Source organism: Nocardia beijingensis NBRC 16342 (assembly GCF_001612785.1).
Taxonomy (GTDB): Bacteria; Actinomycetota; Actinomycetes; order Mycobacteriales; family Mycobacteriaceae; genus Nocardia; species Nocardia beijingensis.
This window is the reverse complement of the sequence record NZ_BDBC01000063.1, coordinates 54,781-73,662: the sequence shown is the minus strand read 5'-3', so window position 1 is coordinate 73,662 and position 18,882 is coordinate 54,781. Positions and strand designations below refer to the sequence as shown.

Here is an 18,882-nt window from a genome sequence, read left to right as displayed (position 1 = left end):
GCGCGGCGTGCCGCGGCGCACGCGGCGCGTGAGGAGTGGGTGTTCGAGGGCAGCGGGCGCGCGGTCGAGTACGTGGCCGGCCGGCGCTGGGAGGTCGCGGCGACGGGTTTCTGGCAAGCGCATCGGGGTGCGGCGCAATGGTATTCGGATCTGATCGCGGAGTGGTCGCAACTCGGTCCCGGCGGGCGCGCGTGGGATCTCTACAGCGGCGCCGGCGTGTTCGCCGCGCGCCTGGCCGAACAGGCCGGGCGGACCGGTGTGGTGCTCGCGGTCGAATCGCACCGTCCCGCCGTCGCCGACGGCGCGGCCGCGTTGCGCGATCTGCCCTGGGTGGAACTGCGGGCGCAGCGGGTGGAGCGCTGGGTGCTCGAGCACGTCGGCGCGGCCGCCCCGGACGTCGTGGTGCTCGACCCCCCGCGCGCGGGCGCGGGCAAGGAGGTGATCGGCGCGGTCACAGCCAGCGGGCCGACGCGGATCGTCCACGTCGGCTGCGATCCCGCCGCGTTCGCTCGTGATCTCGGCCTGTATCGGGCCGGGGGCTACCGGCTTACCGACCTGCGCGCGTTCGACGCCTTCCCCGCCACGCACCATGTGGAATGTCTCGCGCTGCTGGAGCGCTGAGCGGTCAGTCCTCGTAGAGCGGGGGCCTGCGGTCGCGGCGGGCGCGGATCGCTTCGTCGAAATTGCCGGTGGTCAGGCGGACGTACAGCTGCGCCGTGCCCTCGTGCTGCATGTGCGATTCGAATCCGCCCGCCTCCAAACCGCTCCACAGCATGCGCTTGGTGAGCTCGGTGCCGACCCGGCTGAAGCCGATGATGCGTTCGGCGAGGTCGTAGCAGGTGTCCAGCAGTTTCGCCGCCGCGACGGTGCGGGAGACCAGTCCGATGCGCTCGGCTTCGGTGGCGTCGACGTCGCGGCCGGACAGCATGATCTCGAACGCCCTCGACGCGCCGACCGCGCGGGGCAGCAGATAGCTGAGGCCGAGTTCGGCCGATGTGAGGCCGTTGTTGATGCCCGCGGCGCGGAAATACGCGTCCTCGGCGGCGATGCGGATATCGGCGCCGACGGCCAGGCAGAGCCCGCCGCCGATGGCCGCGCCGTTGACCGCGGCGATCACCGGCTGGTGCATCCGCCGCAGCGTGATCAGCACGTCGTTGAGCAGATCCATCGACCGGCGCGCGACGCTGGTGACGGTGAGCCCGTCGACGTTCGGCACCTTTCCCGCGCTGGTCAGGTCGGCTCCGGAGCAGAAACCGTGGCCCGCGCCGGTCAGCACGACGACCCGGACGTCGTTGTCGGCGCTGACTCGCTCCAGCGCCTCGCGCAGCGGGATCATCACGTCGAACGCCATCGCGTTCATCCGTTCGGGCCGGTTGAGCGTCACCAGGGCGATATGGGGCCGAGGTTTGTCGATGAGCACGAACGACATGCGACCTCCTGGACGGTGACGACCTCAATATAGGCACGCCGGGCCCGGCGCAGCGGTGAATTCGGGCGCGGCGCCGTCGAACCGGTGCGGGGCCGCCGGACCGTGCAATTAGAGTCACAGCCATGACCGTGTACGCAATTGCGCAACTGAAGTTCACCGATCGCGCCGCCTACGACCGCTACCAGGCGCGCTTCCTGGACGTCTTCGTCCGCTACAACGGGACACTGCTGGCCGCCGACGAGTCCCCGCAGACCATCGAGGGCGTCACCGATCGCGAGAAGGTGGTGCTGATCTCCTTCCCGGACGAGCCGTCCTTCCGCGCCTGGGCCGATTCGCCGGAGTACCAGGAGATTTCGAAGGATCGGCACGCCGGAGCGGACACGGTCACCCTGCTGGTGCGAGGTCTGGGTCACGGTTCGTGAACCCGGCCTCGGGCACGATGGAAGCATGATCCATCACGTCCAATTGTGCTGTCCCGCAGGCGCGGAAGACCGGCAGCGCGGCTTCTACACCGGAGTGCTCGGATGGGCCGAACTCCCGAAGCCGCCGCTGCTCGCCGCCAGGGGCGGTTGCTGGTTCCGCGTCCCCGGCCGCGGTGGCCCGGACGGCGAACTGCACATCGGTGTGGAGGCCGATTTCCGCCCGGCCGGCAAGGCGCATCCGGCATTTGTCGTGGACATCGACGCCGTCGCCGCGGCGGTCTCGGCGGCCGGATATCCAGTCGTCTGGGCCGATCCGGCGGAGATTCCGGGGCGGCGGCGGTTCCACACGCACGACGCCGTGGGCAACCGGGTGGAGTTCCTGGCGGACTGATGCTCGGCGGCGCGGCCGACCGGATTCGCCGTCATTCCAGCTGCCAAGTGACCCGGATACTCGCGGAGATCTCGCTCTCGCCCAGCTCGACCGGGATGGCGACGGCGCGGTAGGCCTCCATCGGAGCGGACATGGCCTGTACGCGCGGAATCGGGGGTGCGGCGGCGGTGTCCTCGGTGATCTCGACGACCTCGCCGAGCGAGCGCCGCGCCCGCCGGGTGTACTGCTCGGCCTTGGCGATGGCGTTGTCCCACGCGGCGTCCCGGGCGCGGGTGAGCAGGGATTCCTGGTCGGCGAAGGCGAGGACGAGGCCGCCGAGGCGGACGTCGTCTCCGCCCGCCTCGACACAGTCGGCGATGATCGTGCCGGGGCCGGGATCGGCGTCCTCGCCGATATCGCGCAACGCGACCGTCAGCGAGGTGCTCGCGAGGTACCCCGTGATGCGGTTGCCCTGGCCTTCGGTCCACACCGTTTCGGTCTGTACCGACAGTCCGCTGGTGGCGATGTCCGCGCTGTGGACGCCATGGGAGCGCAGTGATCGGGCGACCGCGGCCACCTGCTCACCGGCCCGGCTGTAGGCGAGCGCGACCTTGCTCGCGCGCGATTCGACCGAGATCGTCACCCGCATCAGGTCGGGCACGGCGCGGGTGGTGCCGTGCCCGTAGGTGGTGACGGTGCCTGCGCTCGAATCGGTGTTCCTGCCCACGGAGTCTCCTCGTCGCTCGCCATCGATGCGTATCGCACCATGGTGCCCCGCTTCAGTAGTCGCCGCCGCGAGCCGCGATCGCCCGTACCGCCGCGTCGATCTGCGCGAAGGCCTCGGCGGCGAGCCGTTCGAGCAGCGCCAGCTTCAGCCCGGGCGCCTGCGAGGTGAGCCCGTCGAACCGCTCGGGGGTCAGCACCGCCACGCGCACATCGGTCTCCGCCCGCACCTCGTTCCCGAACGGCGTTCCGACCAGCATCGGTATCTCCCCGAACGACATCCCGGCCGACAGGCTGAGCAGTCGATGCGGGCGTCCGTCGGTGCCGTCGACCGTCAGGCGCACGCGGCCGTCGAGGATCAGGTAGAGACCCGAGCGCACGCTCCCTGGTTCGGCGATCACCGCGCCGCGCGCGAACGTGCGGACCCGGAACTGTTCCGCCAAGCGGGATCGCTGGTCCGCGGCGAGGCCGGCGAACGCCGGGTGATCCTCGATGCCGAACGACGTGCGGGCGGGCTCGGCGCCGCGACGATGGTTCACGAGCACGGTGTTCTCGCACCACTCGGTGGCGGTGTCGCGATCGACGAATACCGGTCCCCTCGGATCGTCCGGTTCGATGCCGGAACCCGGATGGCGCAGTCGCGCGTCGGGATCGACCAGCGCCACTCGGACCCCCGCCGACAACAGCTGGTGCCGCAGGTCATCGATCATCCGCGCCGCGATCGCGCTCACCTCGCCGACCCTGCGCACGTCGATCGCCAGCGCTTCCAGTTCGCCCGCCTGCTCCTCGATGGTCCGCACCGTGCGCTCCGCGCCCGCGAACAGCAGGTCGCCGTGCAACTCGTAGACGCGCGCCCGGTGCCCGTGCGCGGCCAGCACGCCGATCTCCTCGGTCGGTCGGCGCAGCCGCGAGGGCACCTCGGCCACCGAGTACGCCGCCCGGATCGCGGCCCGCGCCGCCCGCGTCACGTGCAGGAAGTGCAGCTCGAGTCGCCGCGACAGCTCACGGCAGGCGGCAACGCCGCGCACGCTGTTGCCGTGCCCGTCCAGCCGCGGTGAGTACACCGCGATCCCCACCTGTCCCGGCAGCACCGCCACGATCCCGCCACCGACGCCGCTCTTGGCGGGCAGTCCGACGGTGGTCGCCCAGTCGCCCGCCGCGTTGTACATGCCGCAGGTGGTCATGACGCTGAGGACCTGTTCGGTCAGTGCTGCCGAGGCCGCCTGCTCCCCGGTGACCGGATTGCGCCCGTTGTTCGCCAGGGAGGCGGCCATCAAGGCGAGATCTTCGCAGGTCACGGTGACCGAGCACTGCCGGAAATAGCGATCGACCGCCTCGTCCGGGTCGCCGTCGAGGATGCCGAACGAGCGCAGCATGTAGCCGATGGCGCGATTGCGGTATCCGGTGCGCGCCTCGGAGGCGTAGACCGCCTCGTTCATGGTGAGCTCGCGCCCGGCGAAGCTCGAGTAGCAGCGCCGGACCCGCTCGAAGCGGTCAGCGGGGTCACGGCCGTCGATCAGCGCGGCGGCGGTGATCGCGCCCGCGTTGATCATCGGATTGCGCGGTCGCGCGGTCACCGGATCCAGGCTGATCTCGTTGAACGGCTCGCCGGACGGCTCGACGTCGATGCGCTCGCCGACCGCTTCCAGGCCGCGGTCGGCAAGCGCGAGGGCGTAGGTGAACGGCTTGGAGATGGACTGGATGGTGAAGCCGGTCCGCACGTTGCCGGCCCCGTAGATACGGCCGTCGGCGGTGGCCAGGCAGATGGCGAACGAATCGGGATCCACCGCGGCCAGTTCCGGGATGTAGTCGGCCGGCCTTCCGGACCGCTCGCCACGGCAGCGCCGGTGCACGTCCTCGACGATCCGTGCCACCACGCCGGGTTCGATCGTCCGCGAGACCATTTGCTCGGGCCGGGTCACCCTGTCACTCTAGGCCGGGTACCTTGTGTCAAGGCTCACATTTCAACGGGATGCGGGTCGGTGTGATCGTTCTCGTGCGGGAGCACCGGCCGCCGCTCCGTAGACTGATCGGATCAGATGCGCTATCCGGAGGGAGCTAGTTCAGGTGGGAGTGCTTTCCCGGGTCGACACGCCCGATGATCTGCGCAGGCTGACCGTGCCGCAGGTACGCGAGCTGGCGGAGGAGATCCGCGAGTTCCTGGTGCGCAAAGTCGCCGCGACCGGCGGGCACCTCGGTCCGAACCTCGGTGTGGTCGAACTCACCATCGCCCTGCACCGGATCTTCGACTCGCCGGCCGACCCGCTGATCTTCGACACCGGGCACCAAGCCTACGTGCACAAGATCCTGACCGGGCGCAAAGATCAATTCGACTCGCTGCGCAAGCAGGGCGGCCTGTCCGGCTACCCGAGCCGGGCCGAGAGCGCCCACGACTGGGTGGAGTCCTCGCACGCCTCGGCGGCGCTGTCGTACGCCGACGGTCTGGCGAAGGCGTTCGCGCTGAGCGGGCAGGACCGGCACGTGGTCGCGATCGTCGGCGACGGCGCGCTCACCGGCGGCATGTGCTGGGAGGCGCTGAACAACATCGCCGCCTCGGACCGCCCGGTGGTCGTCGTGGTCAACGACAACGGCCGCTCCTACGCGCCCACCATCGGCGGCTTGGCCGAGCGATTGACCGCGCTGCGCACCCAGCCCGCCTACGAGCACGCTCTGGACACGGGCAAGCGCATCCTCAAGAGCATCCCCCGGGTGGGCGAATCGGCGTACTCGATGGTGCACGCGGTGAAGGCGGGCATCAAGGACGCGGTCAGTCCGCAGGAACTGTTCAGCGACCTCGGCCTGAAGTACGTCGGGCCGGTGGACGGCCACGACGTCGTCGCGCTCGAGGCCGCGCTGCGCCGGGCCAAGGACTTCGGCGGCCCTGTCGTGGTGCACGCCGTGACGCAGAAGGGCCGCGGTTACGCGCCCGCCGAGAACCACGTCGCCGACCAGATGCACGCCTGCGACCCCATCGATCCGCTCACCGGCGTCCCTGTCGGCGGTCCGAAGGCGCGCGGATGGACCTCGGTGTTCTCCGAGGAGTTGATCGCGCACGCCGAGCGCCGCGCCGACATCGTCGCCATCACCGCGGCGATGCCAGGCCCGACCGGACTGGCGGCGTTCGGGGAGCGTTTCCCGGAGCGGATGTTCGACGTCGGCATCGCCGAGCAGCACGCCATGGCCTCCGCGGCGGGGCTGGCGCTCGGCGGCATGCATCCGGTGGTCGCGATCTACTCGACCTTCCTCAACCGCGCCTTCGACCAGTTGCTGATGGACGTGGCGCTGCTGAAGCAGCCGGTCACCGTGGTGCTGGACCGCGCGGGCATCACCGGCTCCGATGGCGCGAGCCACAACGGCATGTGGGATCTGTCGGTCCTCGGGATCATCCCCGGCATCCGGGTGGCCGCTCCGCGCGACGCCGCGACGTTGCGAGAGGAACTGGCCGAGGCGCTGGCCGTCAACGACGGGCCCACCGCCCTGCGGTTCCCGAAAGGCAGTGTCGCCGAGGACATCTCCGCGGTGGAACGGCTGGACGGCATCGACGTGCTCCGGCTGGCCGAGCCGGACGGCGGCTCGGTGCAGGCGGTGCACGGCGACGTGCTGCTCGTCGCGGTCGGCTCGTTCGCGGGCACCGCTCTGGAGGCGGCGCGGCTGCTGGACGCCGAAGGTGTCTCGGTCACGGTCATCGACCCGCGCTGGGTGCTACCGGTCTCCGACACCCTGCTGAAGCTGGCGGAGAACTACCGGCTGGTGGTCACGCTGGAAGACGGCGGCCTGCACGGCGGCATCGGTTCCACGGTGTCGGCCCGCCTGCGCAACTCCGGGCTGGACATCCCGACCCGTGATCTGGGTGTGCCGCAACAGTTCCTGGACCATGCCTCGCGCGGTGAGGTGCACGCGGGCCTCGGTCTCACCGGCCCGGACATCGCCCGCCGGATCAGCGGGTGGCTGGCCGCTCGCTGACGCGGAGGGGCGAGCAGGCGGTCAGTCCGACGGCGGCAACGCCGCGGTCAGCCGCGGGACGTTCAGTTCCCGCTGCCACGGCCGGGCGCCGCCCGACTTCAGGAATCCGTCGACCGCGGAGGGCTCGACCGACTCGTAGTCGGGCAGTCCGTCCCAGCACAGACGGCGGACCAGATCGGGCGCGAGCAAGTTCTCCACCGGTATCGCGTACTGCGCGGACAGCTCGGCCATGGCGGCTCGTGCCCGGGTCAGGCGCGCAGCCGCGGCCGGGTCGCGGCGTTCCCAGCGGTTCACCGGCGGGGGGCCGTCGAACGGCTGGGTGAGCGGCGGCAGGTCGCTGTCGGGCAGGGTGCGCCCGCGCTCGATCGCGGCGAGCCATTCGCGGGAGTACCGGCGCTGACGCGGCCCGCCGAACACCGGCAGGGTGCGCAACTGCGCGATGGATCTGGGTTCCGCGGTCGCCGCGGCGATGATCGCCGAGTCGGGGAGGATGCGGGCGGGCGCGACGTCGCGGGCGCGGGCCAGCGCGTCCCTCGCGGTCCACAGCTCGCGCACCACCGCCAGTTGCCTGGTGCGGCGCAGCGTGTGGATGCCCGAGGTGCGCCGCCACCGCTCGGCCTTCGGCGCGGGCGGGTCCAAGGTGCGAATGTGCTCGAATTCCTGTGCCGCCCAATCCGTCTTGCCCTGCTCGTCGAGCGCGGCGGCCACGGCGTCGCGCAGCTCCAGCAGCAATTCGACGTCCAGGGCGGCGTAGTTCAGCCAGTCGGCGGGCAGCGGCCGGGTGGACCAGTCGGCCGCCCCGTGTCCCTTGCGCAGCGCACGGCCGAGCAACCGCTCCACCATCGCGGCGAGCCCGACGCGCTCGAAGCCGGCCAGGCGTCCGCCCAGTTCGGTGTCGAACAGCCGGGCCGGGTGCAAGCCGAGTTCGGCGAGGCCGGGAAGATCCTGGTCCGCGGAGTGCAAGACCCACTCCAGTCCGTTGATCGCGTCGGCCAGCGGACCGAGGGCGTCGGTGACCGGGATCGGGTCGATGAGGAACGTGCCCGCGCCGGCGCGGCGCAGCTGGATCAGATACGCGCGCGCCGAATAGCGGAAGCCGGAGGCGCGCTCGGCGTCGACGGCCAGCGGGCCGGTGCCCGCGGCCAGCAGGTCGGCGGCCGCGACGATCTCGGCGGCGGTGTCCAGTACCGGTGGCACGCCCTCCACCGGCGCGAGCAGCGGCGTCGCGGCCGAGGGTTCGAATTCGTCTGGTACGGACATGGTGTTGAACTTTACGTGCCGACGCAACCGCGCCGCCGTCCTATCGGCGCATAAGTGTGTCGGTGCCTCGGTCGCCAGCCGCCCGCCGTATCGGGTGCAGGCGGCTCCGGCGCAGGTCACCGTACGCGAGGGGCACGCTCAGGGATGGTCGCCGGACAGGCCGGGCCGGATCTGCAGCTGCGTCACCCCCGCGGGCGGCAGCCCCGCCGCGTAGGCCAGCACCTCGCAGAACGCCTCCAGATGCGGGCGCATATCGGTGGTGACCGGGGTCCACGAGGCGCGTATTTCGAGCTGATGGGCGCGCGGTGGACCGGCGATGTCCCCGTAGCGCACCGAGCTGGTCGAGGTCACCGTGCCGCCGAGCGCGGTGAACGGCTCGGTGCGTGACTCCAGCGCGTCCACCAGCCAGCTCCACGCCACCTCGGGTAGCAGGGGATCGGTCGCGAGCGCGGCGTCGATGTCGGCCTGGATGTAGGCGACCAGGCGCAAGGTGCCGTGCCAGGTGTCGTCGCCGTCCGGGTCGTGCAGCAGGATCAGCCTGCCGAACGCGTCGCCTTCGGAATCGGCTGGTACGACAGGGGTTTCGGGATGTGCGACCTCCGCGCCGATCGCGTAGGAGAACGGGGCGAGTCGTTGCGGCGGCCGGATGGGCGCGAGCTCGATCCGGGGATGCACGGTAGCGGTGCCCATCGCCTCGACCGCGGCGCGAAACTGAGCTGGCTCGCCATGAGGTCCTTCGGTCGGTGCGGCGCCGTCGCGGAAGTCGAGCGGTGTCACGAATGCTGACGGTAGACCTTGTGCACCCGGCGCAGTCGGAGGCGCGCCGCTACGGGCCCTGCGGCGTCCGCGCGGTCATCGCTGCCGCCTCCGCGTCCGCCCCCTCGCGCGGGCCCGCATACGATGGCCGTGATGAGCACTCATACCCGCCGCCGGTTGACCGATGCCCCGTTCCTGGCCGCCGCCACCGGCGCGACGCCCAGCAGGCGTCCGGTGTGGTTCATGCGCCAGGCCGGACGCTCGCTGCCCGAGTACCGCGAGGTGCGTGCGGGCATCGGGATGCTCGAATCCTGCTTCGACCCCGAGCTGGTGTGCGAGATCACGTTGCAGCCGATTCGCAGGCACGGGGTCGACGCGGCGATCTTGTTCTCCGACATCGTCGTTCCGCTGAAGGCGGCGGGCATCGATCTGGACATCGTGCCCGGCGTGGGGCCGGTGGTCGCCGCGCCCGTGCGGACGGTCGATGACGTGCGCGCGCTGCCTCGGTTGCGCCCCGAGGAGGTCGGCGCGGTCACCGACGGCGTGCGCCTGCTGATCGACGCGTTGGGGGAGACGCCGCTGATCGGGTTCGCGGGCGCGCCGTTCACCCTCGCCTCCTACCTGGTCGAGGGCGGTCCGAGCAAGAATCACGAGCGCACCAAGGCGATGATGTACGCCGATCCGCGGACCTGGCACGAACTGCTCGGCGTGCTCACCGACATCACCATCGCGTTCCTGCAGGCCCAGCTGGCGGCGGGCGTCGACGCGGTGCAGTTGTTCGACTCCTGGGCGGGCGCGCTCTCGCTGGCCGACTACCGCAGTTTCGTGCTCCCGCATTCGGAGCGGGTGTTCGCCCAGATCGCCGAGGCGGGCGTGCCGCGCATCCACTTCGGGGTCGGAACCGGCGAGCTGCTCGGCGCCATGAGCGAGGCGGGCGCCGACGTGGTCGGCGTCGATTGGCGGGTGCCGCTGACCGAGGCCGTCCGTCGCGTCGGGCCGGGAAAAGCGTTGCAGGGCAACCTCGATCCCGCCGTGCTGTTCGCCGGTCCGCAGGCGATCGAGGAGCAGGCCAGGCGCATCGCACGGGAAGCGGATGAGGCGATCACCCTCGGCGCCACCGGGCACATCTTCAACCTGGGCCACGGGGTGCTTCCGGAGACCGATCCCGGCGTGCTGACGGCCTTGGTGGAACTCGTGCACGAGCTGTAGGCCGGGGGAATCGGTAGGTCCGCACGGCAGCTGACCCGACTCGACGCGGCAACGGCCGCGGCGAGCGATGGAGCAGCAGGTGGCCCGGCGGCGCCTTCCGGCCGCTTTCCCGCGTGCGGTTCCATCGAGGCGGTCGAGGTTCGCCGCCATGACAGTGAGCCCCGCGGAGGGGGGTACCAGTGTGGTCCGCGTCATCCGGGTGTCACCGTCCAGCAGCCACCGGCGCGGCGCGCGATACGGTCGAGACATGCGTATCGCGGTGGTCGGCGGTGGGATCAGCGGGCTCGTGGCCGCGTATCGGTTGCGGACATTGCTCGGGCCGGATGCCGACGTGCTCGTGCTCGATCGCGCCGAGCGGGTCGGCGGCATCCTCTACACCGGTGAATTGGCCGGGGAGCCTATGGATCTCGGCGCGGAAGCGTTCGTCGGTCGGCGGCCGGAGGTGCCCGCGCTGCTGCGCGAACTCGGGCTGGAGTCGCAGTTGGTGACCCCTGCGGGGCTGCGGCCGCTGGTGTGGTCCGCCGGGACCGCGCATCCGCTGCCGGAGGGGACCTTGATGGGTATCCCCGCGAACGCGGAATCGATGCGCGGACTGGTCGACGCCGAGACGCTGACCCGGATCGCCGCCGAACCCGACCGTCCGCTGGACTGGGAGCCCGGCTCCGACACCGACGTCTACCGCCTGGTCGCCGACCGCTTCGGCCCGCAGGTGGCCGAGCGCAGTGTCGACCCGCTGCTCGGCGGTGTGTACGCGGGCAGCTCCCGCTCCATCGGGGTGCGGGCCGCGCTGCCCACTCTGGCCGCCGCGCTGGACGACGGCGCGTCCAGCCTCACCGCCGCCGTCGGCGCGGCGCTGCCGCCCCCCTCGAACGCTCCGGTCTTCGGTGGCCTCCGGGACGGGTACCGGGTGCTGCTGGAAGCGCTCGCCGAACGCTCCGGGGCGCGGTTCGTCACCGCGACGCCGGGAACGCGTCTGGCCAGGGGGCTGCGCGGCTGGGTGGTCGACCCGATCGGCGCCGTCGACGCGGTGGTGCTCGCCACCCCGGCGCCGGTGACCGCACGCCTGCTCGGCGCCGTCGCCCCGGTCGCCGCGGCGGAACTGGCCGGCGTCGAACTCTCCTCCTCCGCCGTGGTCGCGCTGGCGCTGCCCCGCGCGACCGCGCTGCCGCGCAACTCCGGCATCCTGGTGGCCACCGGAGAGCCGCTGCGCGCCAAAGCGTTCACGCTGTCCAGCCGCAAATGGACGCATCTGGCGGAGCGTGAGACGGCGCTCGTGCGCGTCTCTTTCGGCAAGTTCGGCGACGATTCCCCGCTCTCGTGGCCCGATTACGAACTCGTCGCCGCCGCCACCGCCGACCTGGCCACCGTCACCGGGGTCGCGATCGAGCCGGTCGCGGCCGTCGTCCAGCGTTGGCCCGGTGGCCTCGCCCAGTACGCGCCCGGCCATCCGGCTCGCATCGCGGCTGTCGAAGCCGAGGTCGCCGCGCTGGACGGGCTCGCGGTGGCAGGCGCGTACCTGCACGGCGTCGGCGTGCCCGCGTGTGTCGCGTCCGGCACGGCCGCCGCGCACCGCATCGCGACCCAGGTCGGCGCGGGCGCCGCGCGCTGACCGATGCGCCCGGCCGTGTGGTTCTTCGCTCGGTACGGCCGGGCCGACCTGTCGGTGCGGGCCATGCCCGAGGACGCCGACGTCTGCGGCCCGACCGTGTTCCTGCGCGACATGCGACGGCGACTGCGCGCCCTCGGCGTCCCCGACGGCCGCGTGCACATCGAGCAGTTCACGCCCGGCGACGCGGGCGCTCCCGAGCGAGTGGCACGATAGTGCTATGGCGCGACTCGACTATCAAGCTCTCAACTCCACCATCCGCTACCTGATGTTCTCGGTCTTCCAGGTGCAACCAGGAGTGCTGGGCGAGGACCGGGACGCGGCGACCAAGGAGGCCAAAGCGTTCTTCGACGGTCTCGCCGACCGCGACGTCGTGGTCCGCGGCGTCTACGACGTCGCCGGAATGCGCGCCGACGCCGACTTCATGATCTGGACGCACGCCGAGCGCGTCGAGGACCTGCAAGCCGCCTACGCCGACTTCCGCCGCACCACCGAGCTGGGCCGGGCCAGTGCGCCGGTATGGAGCAACGTGGCGCTGCACCGTCCCGCCGAGTTCAACAAGAGCCACATCCCGGCGTTCCTGGCCGGTGAGGAGCCGGGCGCCTACATCTGCGTGTACCCGTTCGTCCGGTCCTACGAGTGGTATCTGCTGCCCGACGACGAGCGCCGCCGGATGCTGGCCGAGCACGGCAAGGCGGCGCGCGGCTACCCGGATGTGCGGGCGAACACCGTCAGCTCGTTCGCGCTCGGCGACTACGAGTGGATTCTTGCTTTCGAGGCGCCGGAATTGCATCGGATCGTCGATTTGATGCGCGACCTGCGGGCCACCGACGCCCGCAGGCACGTGCGCGAAGAGATCCCGTTCTTCACCGGCGCCCGCGTGGAGATCGAGAAGCTGATCGCCGCCCTGCCCTGACGCTCACCACCCCGGTGCCGGCGAACGCTTGCCCAGAGATTTCGGGGCATGCGCCGAGCGCCGGGGCTTCGTACGCTGCCGGTGAGCGTCGGGCTGGTTACTCCGCTGCGCTGTCCGAGGGGTGCAGTCGCAGGGCGATGGAGTTGATGCAGTAGCGCTTGTCGGTGGGCGTGTTGTACCCCTCGCCCTCGAACACGTGGCCGAGGTGGCTGTGGCAATTCGCGCACAGCACTTCGACGCGGTGCATGCCGAGCGAGTCGTCCGAGCGGAGGATCACCGCGTCGGACGCCGCCGGATCGAAGAACGACGGCCAGCCGCAGTGCGAGTCGAACTTCTCGCTGCTGCGGAACAGTTCGGTGCCGCAGGCCCGGCACACGTAGACGCCTTCGGTCTTGGTGTCGGTGTACTCGCCGGTGAACGGCCGCTCGGTGGCGGCCTCGCGCAGCACCGCGTATTCCTCGGGGTTCAGCTTCGATCGCCATTCCTGCGGCGAGAGCTGGATGCGCGGCGCGGGCAGGGACGTATCGGCTTCGGAACTCATGGCTCCACGCTAATACGATCCTGCTCCGCCGGCTCCGAACCGTTGTGTGGCCTGGGGGTCTCGGCCGTCTTGGTCGCGGTGACCGGCGGCTGCGGTTGTTCGCCACGGGGATCAGGCGCGGAGCTCATCCACGCGGGATCGATCCCGAACGGGAGCCTGCCTTGCCGCCGTGCGGCCAGATAGCGTTCGCCGAGCACGCAGAACACGACGATGAGCAGCAGGCCCCAGCCGAAGGTGATGCGCAGGTACTCCAGGTTGCGGCCGATGTGCTGCCAGCGGTCCGACAGCCACTTGTCGTAGCTCATGAACCCGAATATACCCAGCCAGGCAGGCCAGTTGCGCAGCACCGAATTGCGCAGCACCACGGTCATCAGGAATGGGAACAGCATCATCGAGTAGTACATCTGCCCCAGCGAGCTGAGCAGGAAGAAGGCCGTCAGCAGCACGCCGGAGGCGGTGCAGACGAAGAACAGCTCGTCCTCGCGGTAGTAGCGGTACAGCAGCCACAGCGAGATCAGCACGAGCACGCCGAGCGTCACGCGCATGCCCCAGGTCAGCCACGGCGGCAGGCCGTAGTACTCGCCGTTGCCGACGATCGCGCTGTTGAAGTAGTCGCGGGATTCGAAGAGGTAGGGCAGGGTGCGGGTGATGAACTTCTCCGGGTCCTTCACCAGCGGCCAGGCGATCGCGTTCATCGCCAGCGGCACGCCGAGCGCGGTCACGAAGACTTTCCACTGCCCGCGCGCGAGGGCGATCAACAGCAACGGAGCCAGCGTCGGTTTGACCGCGATACTCAATCCCAGCGCGGCGCCGGCCCACAGGTCGCGGCGCTTCAGCAGCAGGTGGATGAAGATCAGCTCGGCCAGCAGCACGCAGCCGTTGACGTTGGTGAACACCAGTGTGTTGATCACGGTCTCGGACGAGAACATCGCCAGCAACAGCGCGGGCGCGGCGACCGAACTGAGCGTGTACCGGAACAGCCGCAGCAACAGGTACCAGGCGATGAGGATCGCGATCGCGTTCAGTGCGATGAACAGCCAGCGCGACTTCTCGTAGTCGATGGCCGCGATCGGCGCGATCAGCAGGGTGCCGCTGGGCGGGTACAGGTAGTGCGGGTCCACCGAGTCGAAGTTCGCGGTGTAGACCGGCCGTCCGTTCAGGAAGTCGAAGGACGCCTGGTAGACCGGCTTGTAGTCGTCGGTGATGAAGCCGTTGACAGCCTTGATGAAAACCCGGTTCAGCACGGTCATGACCGCCAGCGGCCAGAGTGCGAACTTGATCACCTCGGCGGTGGTGCGAGCGGTCCTGGGCTCGAGCTGTCGAAGGAACACTGGGGCACGGTACACCGGACGGGTTACCGGTGGTTGGCCGGACCTGCCCGACGCGCCGCTCCATGGGCTCTTCCCGCCGGGCTAGGCCGGGCAGGCGGTGCCGTCTGCGGGAAGTTTGCCGTCCTTCAGGTAGTCGAGCACCGCCCGCTGCGCGCAGCCGGAATGCGTGGACACCGGATGCCCGAAGCCCTGCCAGGACAGCGCGGCGTGCCTGGCGCCCGCCGAACCGATCGCGCCGGTCACCGACGACTGGCCGCCGTTGCCGACGACCGGATCGGCGACCCCGCCGAGCACGAGCACCGGGATACCCACCTTCTCCGGCAGCGCCGGCGGGGTCGACACCGGCCAGGCCGCGCATTCCATCAGCGCGATGGCCGCGGCCTTGCCGAAGACGGGGTACTTGCCCGCCCATGTGCGCGCGAGTTCGTTGGCTTTGTCCGGCGTCGGCGGCAGTTGCGTGTCGGTGCACCGGTTGACGAACTGGCCGTCGCTCTCTGTGGCCACCGCCTCCCGCCGGATCAGGTTGTTCAGCGGTCCGCGGTCGCCGCGTCCGGCCGCGGCCAGCGCGTCGGACAGCTCGGTGACCCTGGTGGCCTGGTCGGCGCGCGGGCTGCCGAGGAAACCCGACACCGCGGTCAGCAGCGCGTTCGCCGAGATGTCGCCCAACTCGCCGGTCGCGGCCCGGTTCACCAGATCGGTGACGGCGGCGCGCGGATCGGCCCCGAGCGAGCACCCGACGCCGACGCACCGTTGTGCGAACGCCGTCAGCGCGGCCTCGGCGCCCTGCACGGCCTGTTCGGCGCGCGTCACGGCGTCGGTGCCGACCGGCTCGGGGGAGTCGAGCACCAGCCGTGCGACGTGGTCGCCGTACTTGCGGGCGTAGCTGAGCGCGACCTTCGCGCCGTTGCCCGTGCCGAGCAGCGCGATGTGGTCCACCTGCCACTGCCTGCGCAATTGCTCGATGTCGTCGGCGGCGTGCGGCGCGTCGAAGGTGCCTTCGTAGGGCTGCAGGAAATCGCGGCAGGCGATGGTGCCGTCCTGGCTCAGCTTTGTCATCCGCGCCACCGGGTCGCCCGCGCCGGGCCCGGACTGGGCGTTGTCGGCCAGGCCGCGGCGGATGTCCGGCGGCAGGCAGTCGATCGGCTGCGAGCTGCCGATGCCGCGCCGGTCCACCGCGACGATCGGGCGGGCGGCCAGCAGGGCGGAGGCCGGGCCTGCGGCCAACCCCGCCAGGGTGGCGGAGGAGGACCGATCCGAACCCGAGGTGAGCACCAGCGGCGGCGCGTCGGCCGGGGTCTGCGCCAGCCTGGCCCGCAACGCGCCCGCGCGGAAGCTGCCGAGCACCGCGCCCGTCGAGTCGATCGGGGTGGAGTACTCGGCGCAGTCGAGCACCAACCCGGCGGGCGCTGGGCCGAGCCCGAGCTGATCCAAGGTGGGCTGGGTGCACTCGTGCCAGCTGAGGTCGGTTCTGGGCAGTTCGGCGTTCGGCGGGGGAGCGGGCGCGGCGGAGGTGGTCGCGGTGCCCGCGACCGGAGGGCGCTGCACCGCGACACCGGGACGATCCGACGGTCCCGCGCCGCAACCCGCGGTCACGATCGAGAGGGTGGCGGCAAGCACGGCGGCCCGAGTCCAGCGCATTGCTACAGCCTGCCAGGTTCGGGCGGTTCTTTCATCGACGGGCCCATCGGGTGAGCATCGTGCCGTCGTCGTCCAGCAGCACGTGCGCGCGCGTCATGCGGACGCGGAACTCGTGCGCCGACAGCGAGATTCGCCGCGCGGCGCCGCCGACCAGCAGCGGCGCGGTGGTCAGGCACAGTTCGTCGACCACGTCGGCCTCCAGCAGTTCGCCGAACAGGTGCGGCCCGCCCTCGGTGAGCACCCGCAGCAGGCCGCGCTCGGCGAGCACCCGCAGCAGGCCCGCCGGTGTCACCGCGATGTCACCCGCTTCGATCACCTCGGCGCCCGCGTCCGCCAACAGCTGCTTGCGGTCGGCGGGCGCGGTGGCCGTGGTGATGATCAGCGGCGGCACCCTGGTATCGGTGAACAGGCGCGCGCCGGGGTCGATCGCCGCGCTCGCGGTCACCACGGCGATCGGCGGCGGCGCGCCGTCGGGATGCCCGCCGATCCCGCGCTCGTGGAACGCGCGGCGCCGCGCCGGGTCGGTGCGCGCCCCGCCGTAGTTCTCCGCGCGCGCCGTGCCCGCGCCGACCACGATCACCTCCGCGAGTTCGCGCAGCAACATGAACACCGTCCGGTCGGCGGGCGTGCCGAGCCCTTCGGTCAGGTTGCCGCTGGTGGCGGCCCCGTCGATGCTCGAGACGAAATTGGCCCTGACGTAAGGCGCGTCGAGCGCGGCGGGGAAGGCGTACATTCGCGCGAGGTCGTCGGGGCCGAGTCCTGTGAGCTGGATCGCATTCTGGCTACGCTGCATGAAATCAGATCTCACCACGTCTCTAGGCTTCGTCCATGCAAGAACGCCTCGTCGATCGTCACCCGGAGGTCCCGGCCGATCAGCTCGTCGCCCAGATGGTGCCGCCGCCCATGTTCGACGAGGTGAGCTTCGCCTCCTACATTCCCGATCCGAAGGAACCGAGCCAGGCCGCCGCGGTGACCAAGGCCGAGGAGTTCGCCGGACAGGTCGCCAAGATCAGCAAGGCCGCGCACAAGAAGAGCCTGTTCGGCAAGAAGAAACAGGTCAGCGGGGCGGGCCTGTACCTGGACGGCGGGTTCGGCGTCGGTAAGACCCACTTGCTGGCCTCGATCTTCCACAGCTCGCCCGCGCCCAAGTCGTTCGGCACGTTCGGCGAGCTGACCAACTTGGTCGGCGCGCTCGGCTTCGCCAACGCCCTGGAGCGGCTGTCGGGCAACAGCGTGCTGTGCATCGACGAGTTCGAGCTCGACGATCCCGGCGACACCATGCTGGTCTCGCGCCTGCTGACCGAATTGTCCGCGGCCGGTGTCTCCATCGCGGCCACGTCGAACACGTTGCCGGGACAGCTCGGCGAAGGGCGTTTCGCCGCACAGGATTTCATGCGCGAGATCAAGAAGCTGGGCGCCATCTTCGAGGCGGTGCGCGTGGACGGTCCGGACTACCGCCACCGCGACCTGCCGCCGGCGCCGGAGCCGACCGCCCCCGAGGTGCTGGCCGAACGAGCGGCGAGCACACCGGGTTCGACGCTCGACGAGTTCGACGCCCTGTTGCAGCACCTCAGCACCTTGCATCCGTCGAAGTACGGCGCGCTCATCGCCGGGGTCTCGTCGGTGTTCGTCTCCGGCGTCCATCCGGTCACCGATCAGGCCGTGGCGTTGCGCATCGTGGTGCTGGCCGACCGGCTCTACGACGCGAGCGTGCCGGTGACGGTGTCCGGCGCGAAGCTCGACGAGATCTTCTCCGCCGAGATGCTCGAGGGCGGCTACCGCAAGAAGTATCTGCGGGCCATCTCCCGCTTGCTCGCGCTGTCGCGCTTCGAGGTCGCGGCCTAGCGAGGCCGGCCCGGCCTAGGAGAGTAGGCGAGCCGTGCAGTCCCGATGACAGGAGCAGCCGAATGGTCACTCGTTTCCGCGCCCCGGTCGCGATGGCGGCCGGTTTGGCGGTCGCCTTCGGGCCGGTAGCCGCCATAGCGCAGGCCGACCCGCCCGCGGCCGTCGTCGTCGATCCCTCACTGCACCTGCAAGGGGTGCAGAATGCCAGGGACATCGGCGGGTATCGCACCACCGACGGCAGGACCGTGCGCACCGGTCTGGTGTATCGGACCGGACAGCTGAACAACGCGACGCCGGAGGATCTGGCCGCGCTGACCGACCGCCGGGTGCGCTCCGTGCACGACCTGCGCACGGTCTACGAACGCGCGCTCGGGCCGGACCGGGTGCCCGCCGGCGCGACGGCGCACTGGGCCGATGTGATCGGCCAGGCTCCGCCGGAGGTCGTCGCCACCACGCTCACCGGAGGCGACGGGCTCTATCGCGCGTTCATCACCGCACCCGGCGCGAACGAGGCGTTCGCTTCGGTGCTGCGCGACATCGCCGGCGCCGACGGCGCGGTGCTGTTCCACTGCACCGCGGGCAAGGACCGCACCGGCTGGACGGCCGCCGTGCTGCTCACGCTGCTCGGCGTCGATCGAGCCACGGTCACCGAGGACTATCTGCTGTCCAATCGTTTTCGCCAGGCGAGCGAGAACGACCCGCTCAACGGCGTCCAGGGTTCCTGGCTCGATGCCGCCTTCGACCAGGTGAACCGGAGCTACGGAAGTTTCGACGCCTATGTCCGGGACGGCCTCGGGCTCACCGACGGCGATATCGCCGCCTTGCGGGCACGCCTGCTGGGCTGAGCGCGGCGTCCGCACCGAATGTCCGCTT

Annotated in this window: 19 protein-coding genes; 10 read left to right on the top strand and 9 right to left on the bottom strand. The window is 70.9% G+C overall.

The window, feature by feature from the left end; all coding sequences use genetic code 11:
* Window positions 1-621 (top strand): class I SAM-dependent methyltransferase (locus NB3_RS29755; protein ID WP_169810762.1); only part of this gene is annotated, 621 nt, incomplete at its 5' end.
* A gap of 4 nt (window positions 622-625) precedes the next feature.
* Here the strand turns inward: NB3_RS29755 and NB3_RS29750 are convergent.
* Complete coding sequence (locus NB3_RS29750; protein ID WP_067809900.1) at window positions 626-1,429, bottom strand: enoyl-CoA hydratase; 804 nt, start codon at window positions 1,427-1,429, stop codon at window positions 626-628.
* A 122-nt stretch (window positions 1,430-1,551) separates the two neighbouring features.
* On the opposite strand from NB3_RS29750, the gene NB3_RS29745 reads away from it, so the two are divergent.
* Both NB3_RS29745 and NB3_RS29740 read left to right on the top strand, forming a co-directional pair.
* A complete protein-coding gene (locus tag NB3_RS29745) occupies window positions 1,552-1,851 on the top strand; it encodes a DUF1330 domain-containing protein (RefSeq protein WP_067809898.1) in 300 nt (99 codons plus the stop codon).
* 25 nt (window positions 1,852-1,876) lie between these two features.
* Window positions 1,877-2,242 (top strand): VOC family protein, encoded by a 366-nt coding sequence (locus NB3_RS29740; protein WP_067809896.1) that lies wholly within the window; start codon window positions 1,877-1,879, stop codon window positions 2,240-2,242.
* A gap of 31 nt (window positions 2,243-2,273) precedes the next feature.
* On the opposite strand, the gene NB3_RS29735 is transcribed toward NB3_RS29740, so the two are convergent.
* Window positions 2,274-2,948, bottom strand: coding sequence for an SIMPL domain-containing protein (locus NB3_RS29735; protein WP_084823788.1), 675 nt, complete (start codon window positions 2,946-2,948; stop codon window positions 2,274-2,276).
* A 52-nt stretch (window positions 2,949-3,000) separates the two neighbouring features.
* Window positions 3,001-4,848: a glutaminase A gene (glsA, locus tag NB3_RS29730; protein WP_084823787.1), complete on the bottom strand. Its 1,848-nt coding sequence runs from the start codon at window positions 4,846-4,848 to the stop codon at window positions 3,001-3,003.
* A 163-nt stretch (window positions 4,849-5,011) separates the two neighbouring features.
* Here glsA and dxs point away from each other — a divergent pair, with 163 nt between their 5' ends.
* The gene (gene dxs / locus NB3_RS29725; RefSeq protein ID WP_067809894.1) at window positions 5,012-6,907 is read left to right on the top strand and encodes a 1-deoxy-D-xylulose-5-phosphate synthase; all 1,896 of its coding nucleotides are present in this window, start codon (window positions 5,012-5,014) and stop codon (window positions 6,905-6,907) included.
* Between the two features lie 21 nt (window positions 6,908-6,928).
* On the opposite strand, the gene NB3_RS29720 is transcribed toward dxs, so the two are convergent.
* Window positions 6,929-8,167, bottom strand: coding sequence for an HRDC domain-containing protein (locus NB3_RS29720; RefSeq protein ID WP_067809892.1), 1,239 nt, complete (start codon window positions 8,165-8,167; stop codon window positions 6,929-6,931).
* A 138-nt stretch (window positions 8,168-8,305) separates the two neighbouring features.
* On the bottom strand, window positions 8,306-8,944 hold the full coding sequence (locus NB3_RS29715; protein WP_084823786.1) for a DUF3000 domain-containing protein: 639 nt from the start codon (window positions 8,942-8,944) through the stop codon (window positions 8,306-8,308).
* Between the two features lie 123 nt (window positions 8,945-9,067).
* Between NB3_RS29715 and hemE the strand changes: the two genes are divergently transcribed.
* The 4 genes from hemE to hemQ all read left to right on the top strand — a co-directional run bounded on the left by hemE (window position 9,068) and on the right by hemQ (window position 12,654).
* Window positions 9,068-10,132, top strand: a complete 1,065-nt coding sequence (gene hemE, locus NB3_RS29710; RefSeq protein ID WP_067809890.1) for a uroporphyrinogen decarboxylase — start codon at window positions 9,068-9,070, stop codon at window positions 10,130-10,132.
* A 247-nt stretch (window positions 10,133-10,379) separates the two neighbouring features.
* Window positions 10,380-11,741 (top strand): protoporphyrinogen oxidase, encoded by a 1,362-nt coding sequence (locus tag NB3_RS29705; RefSeq protein WP_067809888.1) that lies wholly within the window; start codon window positions 10,380-10,382, stop codon window positions 11,739-11,741.
* A gap of 15 nt (window positions 11,742-11,756) precedes the next feature.
* Window positions 11,757-11,954 carry a ferredoxin reductase domain-containing protein gene (locus NB3_RS29700; RefSeq protein ID WP_157112080.1) on the top strand — a complete coding sequence of 66 codons (198 nt, stop codon included), beginning with the start codon at window positions 11,757-11,759 and terminating at the stop codon, window positions 11,952-11,954.
* 4 nt (window positions 11,955-11,958) lie between these two features.
* A complete protein-coding gene (gene hemQ, locus NB3_RS29695) occupies window positions 11,959-12,654 on the top strand; it encodes a hydrogen peroxide-dependent heme synthase (RefSeq protein WP_067809885.1) in 696 nt (231 codons plus the stop codon).
* Window positions 12,655-12,751: 97 nt separating this feature from the next.
* Here hemQ and msrB read toward each other — a convergent pair whose 3' ends face one another.
* From msrB to NB3_RS29675, 4 genes are all read right to left on the bottom strand, one after another.
* Window positions 12,752-13,195 (bottom strand): peptide-methionine (R)-S-oxide reductase MsrB, encoded by a 444-nt coding sequence (gene msrB / locus NB3_RS29690; RefSeq protein WP_084823785.1) that lies wholly within the window; start codon window positions 13,193-13,195, stop codon window positions 12,752-12,754.
* On the bottom strand, window positions 13,192-14,526 hold the full coding sequence (locus tag NB3_RS29685) for a glycosyltransferase family 87 protein (RefSeq protein WP_244892138.1): 1,335 nt from the start codon (window positions 14,524-14,526) through the stop codon (window positions 13,192-13,194). Before NB3_RS29685 ends, msrB begins: the two co-directional genes overlap by 4 nt.
* An 81-nt stretch (window positions 14,527-14,607) precedes the next feature.
* Window positions 14,608-16,164 (bottom strand): alpha/beta hydrolase, encoded by a 1,557-nt coding sequence (locus NB3_RS29680; RefSeq protein WP_067809881.1) that lies wholly within the window; start codon window positions 16,162-16,164, stop codon window positions 14,608-14,610.
* 31 nt (window positions 16,165-16,195) lie between these two features.
* On the bottom strand, window positions 16,196-16,975 hold the full coding sequence (locus NB3_RS29675; protein ID WP_307696105.1) for a pyrimidine reductase family protein: 780 nt from the start codon (window positions 16,973-16,975) through the stop codon (window positions 16,196-16,198).
* Window positions 16,976-16,992: 17 nt separating this feature from the next.
* Here NB3_RS29675 and zapE point away from each other — a divergent pair, with 17 nt between their 5' ends.
* Entirely contained in the window at window positions 16,993-18,009 is a 1,017-nt protein-coding gene (zapE, locus tag NB3_RS29670) for a cell division protein ZapE (protein ID WP_067809879.1), read from the top strand.
* Window positions 18,010-18,071: 62 nt separating this feature from the next.
* A complete protein-coding gene (locus NB3_RS29665; RefSeq protein WP_067809877.1) occupies window positions 18,072-18,854 on the top strand; it encodes a tyrosine-protein phosphatase in 783 nt (260 codons plus the stop codon).
* Window positions 18,855-18,882: the final 28 nt, after the last annotated feature.